Consider the following 14,206-nt stretch of genomic DNA (forward strand, 5'->3'; position numbering starts at 1 on the left):
CTCGAACAATCCATGTCCGTCATGGCGGGGTGTTAACCACATCACTGACAAGCTGCTCTTCAAGCAAGTACGCAGAGCTGAAGGATACGCGCGAATACGAAAAAGCCCCCTTGGACCCAGATGCGAATGCGCCGGGGGGCTTCGCTTCCAGGTCCAAGAGGGCCTATCCTGCCTTTACACGCGGCAGATTTCCTTGGGGCAGGCCTCGCAGTGGCAGATATCCCGCAGGTACTCGAGATTCCGAATCACGATCTGGCCGTTGTCGATGGTAATGGCTTCTTCCTTGCGCATGTCGTTGAGCATCCGGTTGACGCTCTCGCGGGTCGCACCGACCATCTCGGCCATCTCGGCATTGGTCATCCGCTTGCGGATCACGATGCCGTCCTCCTGAGGGTGGCCGTACGAGTTGCTGAGACGAATAAGCAGCGAGCAGAGGGCGCCCGGCTTGCCGTACATCATCAGGTCGCGGAACTTGGTCTGGGTCATCTGGTGCATCATGCCCATCCACTTCATGAATTCCACGGCGAGGTCGCCGTGCTGCCAGAGCAGGATCTCGAGGTCCTTCTGCTGGATGATGCCGATCTCCGCATCCTCCGTCACTTCCGCGTCATAGCTGAGCAGGCTCTGCTGGAACGGCGTGATCTGGCCGAACAGGTCTCCGGTGTGGTGGATGTACAGGGTGATTTTGTTCCCTGCGTCGGTCGTCTTGGAGAGTTTGATGCTGCCTTTCTTCATATAATAAAGGTGGTTGGCCGGTTCGCCTTCCCAGAACAGATAGGAGCCTGCTTTAACCTGCTTCGAGTACATAATGCCCTTGAGCTTCTCGAGGTTCTCGTCTGTGAAAAATGCGCGGATGCCTTCGGTTACCGGGGTGCTGCCTGCTTTCGTATATTCGCAAATGGCCATGTGTGCCATCTCCTCTCGGGATCTCTTATGTATTCATCATACCTTCTTTGAGCTCCGGGGGGCATCGGGGGATCTTCTGATCTTTCGGGGGAGAAAACCCGCGCCTGCAGTGAGGCAGATCACATTCTCGAGGGGAATGTTCCCTGAGACCCGGGTGGTTTTTTACCGGAAACGCAGGCATAGACCCCTACCGCACAATCAGGGTTTTCCCTGAATTACAAAGGCTCCGACAGCCGTTACAATGGAGAGACATGGTTTTGCCTGCGGAAATCACTAGGTGTTCCTGTCCGCAGGACTTCATTCGTATAGGAACCTTTGTAAGATCAGGGCGTAAGGAGGCCGGTGGCCATGAAAAAAATACAGGAGCTGTTCGACAGGCTGCGGACCGAAACGGGCAGCGACTTCGTCGGCATTGCCGTGACGGACGGGAGCCACCGGCAGGGCCGCTGGATCGGCGCCTCGGGCAGCCAGAATGACCGGTACCGCCATATGGTGCTGAAGCCGGGCCGCGGGCTGGCCGGAACGGCCCTGCTGACCGCCCGTTCGGTAACCGGCCGGGCCGGAAGCGGGCCGCGGGCGTCGGGGAGCGCGGAATGTCCGCTGATGCTTGCCGAAGGGCTGTCCTCTGCCGCGGCCGTACCGATCCGCCACCTCGGGCGGATGCTCGGTGTGCTCTATGTCGGGATGCGGCAGGAGCACGAATACACCTCCGGCTCCCTGACGGTTCTGGAAGCGCGGGCCGAGACGATCGGCGGACAGCTCCGGGACGGGGGATTCGCGGGGGAACCTCATAGGAATCATTCGTGAATCTCGCTTATGAGATTCTTTTTTTGTTATGATAAGAGGAGACGGCTGAGTACAATCGCTGCATGCGGCAGGAGGAGTGGGGAACGGAAATGATTAAGCTGGTAATCGTAGACGACCATGCGGTGGTGCGCAGCGGACTCTCGATGCTTCTGAACGCCAAGGAGGATCTGGAAGTGGTCGGCGAAGCGGCGGACGGCGATGAAGGGATCCGCCTTGCATTGGAGCACCGGCCGAACGTCGTGCTGATGGACCTCAGCATGCCTCACGGCAAGGACGGGATGACCGCAACGAAGGAGCTCAAGGAGGCGGCGCCCGAGACGTTCGTCCTTATTCTGACGATGCATGACGATGATGAATATTTGTTCCGGGCGATTCATGCCGGAGCTTCGGGGTACATATTAAAGAGCGCGCCGCACGAAGAGCTGCTGAACGCGATCCGTTCGGTTGCGTCGGGGCAGGCTTACCTGAACCCGTCGGCTACGAAGCGGCTGATGGGCGAGTATATGGATCGGATGCGCAGCGGCGAGGGAGGCGGCTCGCTCGAAGCGCTCTCCGACCGGGAGAAGGAGATCGTCTCACACGTGGCCAGGGGCTACAGCAACAAGGAGATTGCGGAGCAGCTGACGATCAGCGTCAAGACCGTCGAAACCCACAAAGCGAACGTGATGGAGAAGCTCGGTTTGAAGACCCGGCCCGAGCTCGTCAAATATGCGATGAAGAAGGGGCTGCTGAATTTTGAATAAGGACCGGCAGAAGCACGCGGAAGTCATAGCGGAGCACGTGGGCGCCTTGATCGGCACGCTCGAAGCCCACATTGAAGATCCGAAGGTGAGGCAGGAGTTCAGGGAGTCACTCAAGCAGTTGGCGGACCTGAAGTTCGCGCTCGACGAGTCTTCCATCGTCGCGGTGACGGACCGGGAAGGCCGGATTCAGTACGTCAACGATAAGTTCTGCGAGATCTCGAAGTATCCGCGGGAGGAGCTCATCGGGCGGGACCACCGGATCATCAACTCGGGCTATCATGACAAGGCGTTCATGAAAAACCTGTGGGCCACGATCGGCAGCGGCAGGGTGTGGCGCGGCGACGTGAAGAACCGGGCCAAGGACGGCAGCTATTATTGGGTGAACACGACGATCGTCCCGTTCCTGGATGAGACGGGCCGGCCGTACCAGTATCTCGCGATCCGCAACGAAGTGACCGAGCTGAAGCGGGTGCAGGAAGAGCTCCAACAGATGATGAAGCAGGTCATGAACATCCAGGAGGAGGAGCGCCGGCGCTTCTCCCGGGAGCTGCACGACGGGATCGGCCAGAGCCTGTTCTCGCTGCTGATCCAGATGGACCGGGTGATCAGCGAGCGGGGCGATGCGGAGCTGGAGCACCTGCGGCATACCGTCTCGGACATTATCCAGGACGTCCGCGGGCTCGCCTGGGAGCTGCGTCCCTCCGTGCTCGATGACCTGGGCGTCGTGCCCGCGATCCGTACGTATATCGAGAACTACACGGAGCATTACGGCATTCGGGTGCAGCTGACGGGCACCCTGCGGGGACGGCTGCCGGCCCTGACGGAGACGACGATCTACCGGATCATCCAGGAGGCGCTGACGAACGTGGGTAAATACGCCGGCGTGAACGAGGCGTCCGTCTCCATCGGGACGGAAGGGGACCGCATCGAGGTCCGCATCAAGGACGAAGGCCGCGGGTTCGATCCCGCCGCCCGGCACCAGGGGGTCGGTCTCTTCAGCATGGAGGAGCGCGCCCGCATGGCGGGCGGCAGCCTCGAGCTGGTCTCGGCCCCCGGCCGCGGCACGGAAGTGATCCTTCGACTGCCGAGCGGGGCGTAGGATCGGAGGGGCCGTGCGGCCTTCCGTGGGGATCAAGTTCATGCCCACCTTTGCAGCGGCATAATGTCCGCTCGAGGTTGGACCGAGCACTTGGCAGCGAGAGCACCTGCTGGAATAGGTGCGCCAAGCTTGGATAGTTAGGGTGCCGCTGGGGTGTTACGTGAGATAGCGGAACTCCGATGCGCTATGTGCTCCACCGAGACGGTGATTCACAAAATAGCGGAACTCAGATGCGCTATGTACTCCCCCGAGACGGTGATTTGCAAAATAGCGGAACTCAGATGCGCTATGTGTGCCACAGAGATGGTGATTTGCAAAATAGCGGAACTCAGATGCGCTATGTACTCCACCGAGACGGTGATTTGCAAAATAGCGGAACTCAGATGCGCTATGTGCTCCACTGAGACGGTGATTCACAAAATAGCGGAACTCAGATTCGCTATCTCTAGGGGTGGGGCTGCTTTTCGGTGGGTTAGCGGACAATAAGATATCTGAGTTCCGCTATTCGTCGGGAAATAACGGGAAATGATCGAATAAAGCACCTGAGTTCCGTTATCGTGCGGGAGAAAGAGAAAGAGAGTTATCAGCGATAAATCGATCGGCTACATAGAAACCGTCCGGCCATGGCAGCCGGGCGGTTTCTATGTGTTTAAGGTGCGAGACGGCTCATAGTAAGGGGGGAAGGTTAGAATGACAATCGGTCGTCCATAATTTACGCGCGTTCCAGTGACGGAAATGCGGAGTACTCAAAAGAATAAAACGGAGCGAGCACAGGTGGTAGGTATATAAGCAGTGGGAAGTGAAATGTTTCATCACGATAAATCGTTCCCTTATTAGCCGTCCCGGCCATGGCAGCCGGGCGGTTACTATGTGTTTAGATTTACGAGGCTCCGCAGCTCAGCAAGGGATGGGTATGGGGTGGAAAAGCGAAGCGGTCGCCTTTGAAGTCGTGTTCACACCTCTAATAGCCGAATTCAAAAGAACACGACTTCAACAGTGATTGGAGCCCCATACCCATCCGGCCAGTGCTCAAACGTATGGGTCGGCACATGATGGGAGGTTTTAAGTTGAGAGAGGTGTGAAAGCATCGCAGATTGGAGCCCCATACCCACCCGGCAAGCACTCAAACGTATGGGTCGGCACATGATGGGAGGTTTTATAGTTCAGAGCTTCGTGAGGAGGGTAGCAGTGTGCCCATACCTGTCCCTCTCGATTACACAAATGCATGGGTCAGCTCAGGGCAGGAGGTTTAAGGTTTAGAATTTTGTGAGGGCGGCAGCTTTTAATTATATCTACAGCGATTAAAGCACCGTGCCCGTTCCCACGAATGCCCGAAATGGCTGGACCCGCACATGAAACAGGGGTTCCAAGTTTATGCACAACGACAGCTCCACCCGACCGCCCGGATCACCCGCCCACGGACGGTCTTTTCCCATTTTTAAAGTTGTCCATTGGAGATGTGATCCACTTCACTTACAGTGCACTCCGGCGAAGCGTATGATGAGGTCAGAAAGAACATTCCAGCAAGTAACGGAGGGATTACACCATGAAACAATCTACTCCACCGCATATGGAACGTACGGGCGAAGCCCATGTCACGGAATTGTCAGCCGCGATGGACCGGCTTAGAGAAGAACACGAGATGCTCGCCGGTCTGCTCGAAGAGATGGAAGAGCAGGCCATGAAGGTAGGCCAAGCCGAGAACCGCGCCCAGGCCTGGGGGCGCCTGCAGCACCTGCGGCTGTGGACGATCGGCGTAATGCAGGAGCTGGACGCCCACTCCGGCTGGGAGGAAGAGACGCTGTTTCCGTTCCTCGCGTCCTACTTCCGCCTCCGCCAGGAGCCGACGATGATCCCTTCCCTCTGGATGATGGAGAAGGAGCACGCGATGGCTGAGGAATATGTGGAGACGTTCATGAGAGAGTTCCACAAGCTGCGCGCGGACTCCCCGAAGGATGAGATGAAGAAGGCGGCCGCTCTGCTGATCCAGGCGTGCTATATCCTGAAGAGTCACCTGGCCAAGGAGGAGCAGATCGTGTTCCCGCTGGCCGAGCAGGTGCTGACCGATGTAGATTACCTATTCGCTTAAGAGGAGTGATGAGAGATGAGACTGAACGTCCACGGCAAACACTTCGAGGTTACTCCGGCACTGGAAGCATACGCGCAGGACAAAATCGGCCGGCTGGAAGGCTGGCTGCACCCAGGCACCGATGTGCAGATCAACCTTTCCGTGCAGGGGCACAGACACCTCCATGTGGTGGAGGTCACTATCCACGAAGAGGGGACGGTGTTCCGCGCGGAGGAGAAGCAGGAGGACATGTACGCCTCCATTGACCTCGCGGCCGACAAGCTTGAGCGGATGATCCGCAAGTGGCGCGAGCGGCTCAGACGCCGCAGCCGGCGCGGAGACGGCCGGACGGGCGGAGCGGAACCGGCACTGCCGGCCGCCTACGAGGACGCGGAGGAGCTCGGCGTAGTACGGTCCAAGCGCATCCAGCTGAAGCCGGTGGAGCTCGAAGAGGCGCTGCTGGAGATGCAGCTGCTCGGGCACGACTTTCATCTCTTTTTCAACCGGGAGACCGGAGTTACGGAGCTGGTCTACAAGCGGCACGACGGAACGTTCGGCCATCTGACGACGGCCTGAGGCACAGTGGAACTCCCTCGGACGGAGCCCGGAGCAGGGAGGCGAGCCAACTCACCGCCCTTGGTCCAACCGAAGCGGGTCATGTCAAGCCCAGGTGAACGCTCACCAAGGGGATTCAAGTCCCGTCCCTGGTCCCATCGAAGCGGGATCAAGTGAAACGCAAGGCCGCTCCCCCGAGTGAGCCAACTCACAGCTCGCAGGATCATCCATTGTGCGCGAAGTCACAAGCATCACGTATCCATGCTCAACCAGCAGCGTCCCGCCGCCAACCTCCATGAAAAACTTTCAAATACAGCCGGATGCTGTAAAACAGATCACAGATCCACGTTTGTGAAAATAGTAACATAGGTTGTGGAAAGGCAATCCAATCGAATCATGGAGGCGGAGAGACATGGCGATTAGAGAGAAACAGGAAGAACAGGCAAAGCCGGCGGCGGAACAGGAAGTAGGCCGGCTTGTCGCCAAGGCGATCAAGGCGCAGCAGGCATTCATGCGGCTCGACCAGGCGCAGGTGGACGCGATCGTGCAGGCGATGGCCCTCGCGGGGCTCGAGCAGCACATGAAGCTCGCGAAGATGGCCGTTGAAGAGACCGGACGCGGCGTCTACGAAGACAAGATCACGAAGAACCTGTTTGCGACCGAGTACATCTACCACAGCATCAAGTATGACAAAACGGTGGGCGTCATTGAGGAGAATCCTTACGAGAACTACCGCAAAGTAGCCGAGCCGGTAGGCGTGATCGCCGGGGTAACGCCGGTCACGAACCCGACCTCCACCACGATGTTCAAATCTCTGATCGCCATGAAGACCCGCAATCCCATCATCTTCGCATTTCACCCGTCCGCACAGAAATGCAGTGCGGCTGCCGCCCGCGTCGTCGTGGAAGCAGCCGTGAAGGCGGGCGCACCGGAAGGCTGCATCCAGTGGATCGAGCATCCTTCCGTCGAAGCGACCGGGCTGCTCATGAACCATCCGGATGTGGCGCTGGTCCTGGCTACCGGCGGCTCCTCGATGGTCAAAGCGGCTTACAGCACAGGGAAGCCGGCGCTCGGCGTAGGCCCCGGCAACGTGCCGTGCTTCATCGAGAAGAGCGCCGATCTCAAGCAGGCCGTCACGGACCTGATCCTCTCCAAGACGTTCGACAACGGTATGATCTGCGCCTCCGAGCAGGCGGTCATTATTGAAGAGGATGTCTACGCCGAAGTGCGCCGCCTTATGATCGGGTTCGGCTGCTACTTCCTGAACGGCGAAGAGACCGAGGCGGTATCGAAGCTTGTCATCAACAGCGACAAGTGTGCGGTGAACGCCGTGATCGTCGGCCAGCCGGCCGTGAAGATCGCGCAGATGGCCGGCATCAACGTTCCGGCCGACACGAAGATCCTGGTCGCCGAGCTGCAGGGTGTAGGTCCGGCTTACCCGCTCTCCGCGGAGAAGCTCAGCCCCGTGCTGGCGTGCTACAAGGTGAAGAACGCCGTCCAGGGAATCCAGCGGGCCGCGGAAGTGACCGCCTTCGGCGGGATGGGCCACTCCTCCGTGATCCACTCGAAGAATGATGCGGTGATCGCCGACTTTGCCGCTGCGCTGAAGACGGGCCGCGTCATCGTGAATTCGCCGTCCACCCACGGGGCGATCGGCGACATCTACAACACGAACCTGCCTTCCCTGACGCTCGGCTGCGGCTCCTACGGCCACAATTCGACGACCTCCAACGTTACGGCGGTCAACCTGATCAACGTGAAGCGCGTCGCCTACCGCACCGTCAATATGCAGTGGTTCAAGATTCCGCCGAAGGTCTACTTCGAGAAGGGCGCGACCCAGTACCTGGAGAAAATGCCCGACATCTCGCGCATCCTGATCGTCACCGACCCGATGATGGTGCAGCTCGGATACGTGGAGCGCGTGGAGCATTACCTGCGCAAGCGCCAGACGCCGGTGGCTGTGGAAGTATTCAGCGACGTCGAGCCGGATCCGTCGGTGGATACGGTCGAGCGCGGCACGGATCTCATGGAACGCTTCCAGCCGGACTGCATCATCGCCCTCGGCGGCGGCTCCCCGATGGACGCGGCGAAGGCCATGTGGCTCTTCTACGAATATCCGGAGACGAGCTTCCAGTCGCTGAAGCAGAAATTCATGGATATCCGCAAGCGGGTGTACAAATATCCGCGGCTCGGCCGCAAGGCGAAGTTCGTGGCGATTCCGACGACGTCGGGTACGGGCTCGGAAGTCACCTCCTTCGCGGTCATCACCGACAAGAAGCAGGGACAGACCAAATACCCGCTGGCCGACTACGAGCTCACGCCGGATGTGGCGATCATCGATCCGGACTATGTGTACTCCCTGCCGAAGACGGCGGTCGCTGATACGGGGATGGACGTACTGACCCACGCGATTGAGGCGTACGTCTCGGTGATGGCGAACGATTATACGGACGGCCTGGCAATGAAGGCAATCCAGCTCGTGTTCCAGAACCTCGAGAAGTCTTATGCAACGGCGGATCCGGTGGCCCGGGAAAAAATGCACAACGCCTCGACGATCGCCGGGATGGCTTTTGCCAACGCGTTCCTCGGGATCAACCACTCCCTGGCGCACAAGTGGGGCGGCGAGTTCCACACGGCGCACGGCCGCACCAATGCGATCCTGATGCCGCACGTCATCCGCTACAATGCCAGCAAGCCGTCGAAGTTCGCATCCTTCCCGAAATACGACCACTTCGTCGCCGATGAGCGGTACGCCGAGATCGCCCGCATGCTGGGACTGCCGGCCCGCACGACGGAAGAAGGAGTGAACAGCCTCGTTGATGCGGTCCGGGGGCTCGGCCAGGCAGTGGGCATTCCGGCTTCGTTCTCGGAGCTGGGCATTGACCCGCAGGTGTTCGAGAGCCGGGTGGAGGAGCTCGCCGACCGCGCCTTCGAAGACCAGTGCACGACAGCCAATCCGCGGATGCCGCTGGTAAGCGAGCTGGCGGAGGTATACCGCAAGGCGTTCTACGGCCGGTTCGAATAAACAGCATAAGCCATATAGAGTCAGCTTAGTTAGAGATCTCCAAGAGATGGAAAATCACGGCAATCATTCCAAAGCCAGCAGCACAAGGAAGTAGACAGGCGGGGCTGCTATCGGGCAAAGATGAAAGTCGGCCCGGGCAGTCCCGCTTTCTTTATACAACACGATACATCCCGCCAAGGCGGCAAGCAGCACCCTTACCATGAACATTCCACAGGGCCTTGTCCTGTGTCCAGCTTATAGAAGGGGATTCCAATCCCCTGGCATCCGTGTAATTGTACCAATCCAGGCCGGCTGGCCTGGCAATCCCATCAAGGCAAGCCGGAGGAGGCAGCATTCCATGAACGCTACAACTACACGTCAACGTCTGGTCGTCATCGGCAACGGTATGGCCGGCATCAACACCGTCGAGCAGATCCTGAAGCTGGATCCGCAGCGCTATGAGATTACGGTTTTCGGCAGCGAGCCGTACCCGAACTATAACCGGATTCAACTGTCGTATGTCCTGGAGAAAAGCAAATCGATCGACGAAATCATCCTGAACTCCTGGGAATGGTACCGTGAGAACGGCATTGACCTGCGGACCGGCACAACGGTAACGAGAATCGATACCGACAGCCGCACCGTCCATACGGAGGACGGCACCGTGGTTCCGTACGACAAGGTCATCGTCGCTACGGGCTCCAAGCCGCTGATGCTGCCGATCCCGGGCGCAGACAAGGAAGGCATCGTCGGCTTCCGCGACATCGCCGACTGTGAGACGATGCTCCATGCGGCGAAGCTGTACCGCAAGGCTGCGGTCATCGGCGGCGGACTGCTCGGTCTGGAGGCGGCCAAGGGCCTCCTGAAGCTCGGCATGGACGTGACCGTCGTCCACCTGGTCGAGGAGCTCATGGAGCGCCAGCTCGACCGGACGGCCTCGCTCATGCTTCAGGCGGAGCTCGAGAGCCAGGGGCTGAAGTTCGCCACCGGCCGGCAGACCGCCGAGTTCCTGGGCGGTCAGCGGGTGACGGGCCTGCGCTTCAGCGACGGCACGACGCTCGAAGCCGAGTTCGTGGTCATGGCGGCGGGCATCCGGCCGAACACGGAGGTGGGCCGGGCGAGCGGCCTGACCGTGAACCGCGGCATCGTGGTGGACGACTACATGCGCTCTTCCGCGCCGGACGTGTATGCAGTGGGCGAATGCGGCGAGCACCGCGGCGTCTGTTACGGACTGGTCGCTCCGCTCTTCGAGCAGGGGGCCGTGCTGGCGAAGCATCTGTGCGGTGTCGAGACGAAGCCGTATGAGGGCTCGGTTGTCTCGACCCAGCTCAAGATCTCGGGCGTCGACGTGTTCTCGGCGGGCGAGTTCATGGATGCGCCGGACCTGAATGTCGTCCGGATGCACGACGAATGGCACCGCATCTACAAGAAGGTGCTGCTGCGCGGCGGCCGGATCGTCGGCGGCGTACTCGTGGGCGATGGCAAGCAGGCGGCGCGGCTCCAGCAGTGGATCCGTACCGGCACGGTCATGACCGAAGAGATCCATGCGGCGATCATGGGCACGGCCGCGGCAGAGGCCGGTAACAGTGCGGCGGATCTGCCGGATGAAGAGATCGTCTGCGGCTGCAACGGCGTGACGAAGAAGCACATCGTCGATGCCATCCGCGATAATGGGCTCACGACAGTGGACGAGATCAAGGCGTGCACCGGGGCTTCGCGCTCGTGCGGAGGCTGCCGGCCGGTGGTCGAGCAGATTCTCCAGTTTACGCTCGGCGACAAATACGATTCGGCAGCCGCCAAGAAGGAAGGCATCTGCGGCTGCACGAAGCTGACCCGAGATGAAGTCGTGGCCGGCATCCAAGAGAAAGGCCTTCTCACTTCGAAGGAAGTCATGCACGTGCTCGGCTGGGACAATCCGGAGGGCTGCTCGAAGTGCCGCCCGGCGCTGAACTATTACCTCGGCATGATCTGGCCGGCGGAGCACCAGGACGAGAAGGATTCCCGCTTCGTCAACGAGCGGATGCATGCGAACATCCAGAAGGACGGCACCTTCGGCGTCGTTCCCCGGATGTACGGCGGTGTGACGACGCCGGAGGACCTGCGGCTTATCGCCGATGTGGCCGTGAAGTACAACGTGAAGCTGGTCAAGGTGACCGGCGGGCAGCGGCTGGACCTGCTTGGCGTAAGCAAGGAAGACCTGCCGAAGATCTGGGAGGACCTCGGCATGCCGTCGGGCTACGCTTATGCCAAGGCGCTTCGCACCGTCAAGACGTGCGTCGGCAGCCAGTTCTGCCGATTCGGCACCAAGGATTCGATGGGCATGGGCATCCTGCTCGAGAAGAAATTCGAGCGCCTCGACATGCCGGCGAAGTTCAAGCTGGCCGTCAACGGCTGCCCGCGCAACTGTGCCGAATCGTCGACGAAGGACATCGGGATCGTCGGCAATGAGGGAGCCTGGGAGATCTATGTGGGCGGCAACGGCGGGATCAAGTCGCGCCTGGCGGATCTGCTCTGCAAGGTGAAGACGGATGAGGAGCTGGTCGAGATTGTCGCCGCCTTCATGCAGCACTACCGCGAGACGGGCAAATACCTGGAGCGGACCTCGGACTGGATCGAGCGGGTCGGCCTGGCGTCGGTCACTGCTGCGGTGGTGGAAGATACGGAGAACCGCAAAGCGCTGGCGGCCCGGATGGAGACCGCACTGAGCCAGGTGAAGGAGCCTTGGAAAGAAGTGCTCGACAACCCGGTGCTCCGCCAGCGGCTCTACAGCGAGATTCAGGTTCCCGTTGGAACCAAGTAAGCACCCGTGAGAGAGGAGAGAGGCCGTATGGATACAAAAGAGGTCACGTATGTTGGCGTTGGAAGAGTGGGAGATTTCGAGGAGCGGATCGGCAGGGTCGTACGGATCGGCGGAGTAGAGCTCGCCGTCTTCCGGACGACGGGAGGCGAGTTCTTCGCTCTCGAGAACCGCAGCCCGGGGCCGCGCGGCGGCACGCTGGCCGACGGAATCGTGTCGGGCGTCGTCCTGTTCGATCCGATCTGCGACTGGCGGATCGGACTGAGAGACGGAGCCGTGCTGGCTCCGGATACCGGACAGGTGAGGGCTTACCCGGTACGGGTGCAGGATGGCGAAGTGCAGATCGGTTATTCCGCTTCGTAAGACTCGTGAATCCGGAACGCTGGAGACACAAGTGAAGCAGATCACGGAACTCGGGGTTTCGGACGTGTTTTAATAGAATGAGGAAGACCAAGAACATGAGGAAAGGGAAAGGGGAGATTTGTGATGCTAACGGGACTGATCCTGGCAGGCGGCGAGAGCAAACGGATGAACGGTGCGAACAAGAGCATGCTGAAGTTTGAATACGAGACGCTCCTGCAGCGGCAGGTCCGCCTGATGAGGACGGTCTGCAGCGAGCTTATGATTGTCACGAACGATCCGAAGTCTTATCTGCGGCAGGTGGACGAATCGGTGCGGATCATCACCGACTATATTCCGGGGAAAGGGCCGCTCAGCGGCCTGCATGCCGGCCTGACGCTGGCCAGGGGAGAGCAGGTGTGGGCGGTCGGATGCGGCATGCCCTTCCTCTCCCCCAAGGCGGCGCAGCTCCTCCTGGAGCAGAAGAACAGAGGCTTCGACGCCGCCTTTCCGCGGGTGGAGAATATGATCTACCCGCTGCACGGCATCTATGACCGCTCCTGCGGAAAGCGGATCGGAGAGCTGCTGCAGAGCGGGGAGGGCCGGCCGGATGCGCTGCACCGGGTGCTGAATGCGGCGCTGGTAGAGGAAGAGGTGTTCACCGGACAGGGCATATCCGCCTCCTTCGTGTTCGAGATCAAGACGGAAGAGGACTACTTCACGGCCGCCGAGATTCTCGAAGGCCGGTCGGCGGTATCGGGCTGATCGTTCTTCTTGGGCAGACGGCTGCAGGGGCGAAGTGCACGTGGGAACCGCCTGGCTTGCGGGATGAGGGGGGGCCGGTTGGGGGAATCTAGAGGTACGAGGCAGGATCAGGCGGTGAAGCCGGACGGTGATCCTGCAGGTACGGACACTCTGGAGAAGAAGGAGCTGCAGCATAGTGAGCCATGCAACCCGCATTACCCCTGATGTCATGGAGCATCTTCAGGACAAAATTCAGCTGATTGAGCGGCCCGAGGGCGCCATCTACCTGGTAGGGCCGATCCGGCTGCCGGTCAGCCTGTATGACGAGACGGTCGTGTTTCAGTGGTACTGCTGGCTGAACTGCAAGGAAGTCGAGAGCGACATGGAGCGCATTGTCGACAAGCTGTCTTCGATCAATCTCGCCGAATTCCAGCAGTCGAGCGTGCTCGTACACGGCGATTTCAAGAATGCCGATGAAGCGCTGATCCGGCTTCACTCCATCTGCCATACCGGTGATATCTTCGGCAGCAAACGGTGCGACTGCGGCTTTCAGCTGAAGCGGTCCATGAAAATGATCGCGGATCACGGCACCGGAGCCCTTTTTTACCTCGCGAATCACGAAGGAAGAGGGATCGGGCTGTTCAGCAAAGCGCTGGCGTATCTGCTCCAGGAGAACGGCTACGATACGGTGGATGCGAATCTGAAGCTCGGGTTCGTGGACGACGCCCGCAATTACGGTGACGCCGTCGCGGTGCTGAACCGGCTCCGCAGCAAGCCGGTGACGCTGATCACGAACAATCCGAAGAAGGTCGATGCCCTCAAGTCCTCCGGTCTTGATGTAGCCGGACGCGTGGAGCTGTGGGGAGATCTTTCCCCCTTCAACGAGAATTATCTCAAAACGAAGGTGGAGCGCTCCGGTCATATGGGCCAGGGCTGCTGCAACGATGACAACTAAGCTTGGACGGCCGCCTGGCTTCAGGGATTTCGGCCGGCTTGACTGCCCCGCAGGATTCTGCCGGGGTTTTTCTTATGCAGGGCGGCTGCTTGGAAATGGAAGCGAAAGTGTAGTCCGAACCCCGTATCCAGCGGCCCGCAACAGTGCTATAATCGGGGGATAACAGATCCCGTGACACCAAGACGAGTC

11 protein-coding genes are annotated in these 14,206 nt (G+C 59.9%); 10 read left to right on the forward strand and 1 reads right to left on the reverse strand.

The genetic code is table 11. From position 1 onward, the window contains the following. Positions 1-174: 174 nt before the first annotated feature. On the reverse strand, positions 175-906 hold the full coding sequence (locus PM3016_RS08835) for a Crp/Fnr family transcriptional regulator (protein WP_013915148.1): 732 nt from the start codon (positions 904-906) through the stop codon (positions 175-177). Positions 907-1,254: 348 nt separating this feature from the next. Here PM3016_RS08835 and PM3016_RS08840 point away from each other — a divergent pair, with 348 nt between their 5' ends. From PM3016_RS08840 to PM3016_RS08890, 10 genes are all read left to right on the forward strand, one after another. Further along, positions 1,255-1,713, forward strand: a complete 459-nt coding sequence (locus tag PM3016_RS08840) for a GAF domain-containing protein (protein WP_014369185.1) — start codon at positions 1,255-1,257, stop codon at positions 1,711-1,713. An 89-nt stretch (positions 1,714-1,802) separates the two neighbouring features. Then, the gene (locus PM3016_RS08845) at positions 1,803-2,456 is read left to right on the forward strand and encodes a response regulator transcription factor (RefSeq protein ID WP_014369186.1); all 654 of its coding nucleotides are present in this window, start codon (positions 1,803-1,805) and stop codon (positions 2,454-2,456) included. Next, positions 2,449-3,555 carry a PAS domain-containing sensor histidine kinase gene (locus tag PM3016_RS08850; protein ID WP_014369187.1) on the forward strand — a complete coding sequence of 369 codons (1,107 nt, stop codon included), beginning with the start codon at positions 2,449-2,451 and terminating at the stop codon, positions 3,553-3,555. The genes PM3016_RS08845 and PM3016_RS08850 overlap by 8 nt, the downstream gene beginning before the upstream one ends. Positions 3,556-5,101: 1,546 nt before the next feature. Beyond that, positions 5,102-5,644 carry a hemerythrin domain-containing protein gene (locus tag PM3016_RS08860; RefSeq protein ID WP_014369188.1) on the forward strand — a complete coding sequence of 181 codons (543 nt, stop codon included), beginning with the start codon at positions 5,102-5,104 and terminating at the stop codon, positions 5,642-5,644. A gap of 15 nt (positions 5,645-5,659) precedes the next feature. Next, positions 5,660-6,199 (forward strand): ribosome hibernation-promoting factor, HPF/YfiA family, encoded by a 540-nt coding sequence (gene hpf, locus PM3016_RS08865; protein WP_014369189.1) that lies wholly within the window; start codon positions 5,660-5,662, stop codon positions 6,197-6,199. A 391-nt stretch (positions 6,200-6,590) separates the two neighbouring features. Then, positions 6,591-9,203, forward strand: a complete 2,613-nt coding sequence (adhE, locus tag PM3016_RS08870) for a bifunctional acetaldehyde-CoA/alcohol dehydrogenase (protein ID WP_014369190.1) — start codon at positions 6,591-6,593, stop codon at positions 9,201-9,203. Between the two features lie 337 nt (positions 9,204-9,540). Further along, positions 9,541-11,982, forward strand: coding sequence for a nitrite reductase large subunit NirB (nirB, locus tag PM3016_RS08875; protein ID WP_014369191.1), 2,442 nt, complete (start codon positions 9,541-9,543; stop codon positions 11,980-11,982). A gap of 27 nt (positions 11,983-12,009) precedes the next feature. Continuing rightward, positions 12,010-12,342: a nitrite reductase small subunit NirD gene (gene nirD / locus PM3016_RS08880; protein WP_014369192.1), complete on the forward strand. Its 333-nt coding sequence runs from the start codon at positions 12,010-12,012 to the stop codon at positions 12,340-12,342. 123 nt (positions 12,343-12,465) lie between these two features. Continuing rightward, positions 12,466-13,083 (forward strand): molybdenum cofactor guanylyltransferase, encoded by a 618-nt coding sequence (gene mobA / locus PM3016_RS08885; RefSeq protein WP_014369193.1) that lies wholly within the window; start codon positions 12,466-12,468, stop codon positions 13,081-13,083. Positions 13,084-13,258: 175 nt separating this feature from the next. After that, positions 13,259-14,017: a GTP cyclohydrolase II gene (locus PM3016_RS08890; RefSeq protein WP_014369194.1), complete on the forward strand. Its 759-nt coding sequence runs from the start codon at positions 13,259-13,261 to the stop codon at positions 14,015-14,017. Positions 14,018-14,206: the final 189 nt, after the last annotated feature.

This window comes from Paenibacillus mucilaginosus 3016, assembly GCF_000250655.1.
Lineage (GTDB): Bacteria > Bacillota > Bacilli > Paenibacillales > NBRC-103111 > Paenibacillus_G > Paenibacillus_G mucilaginosus.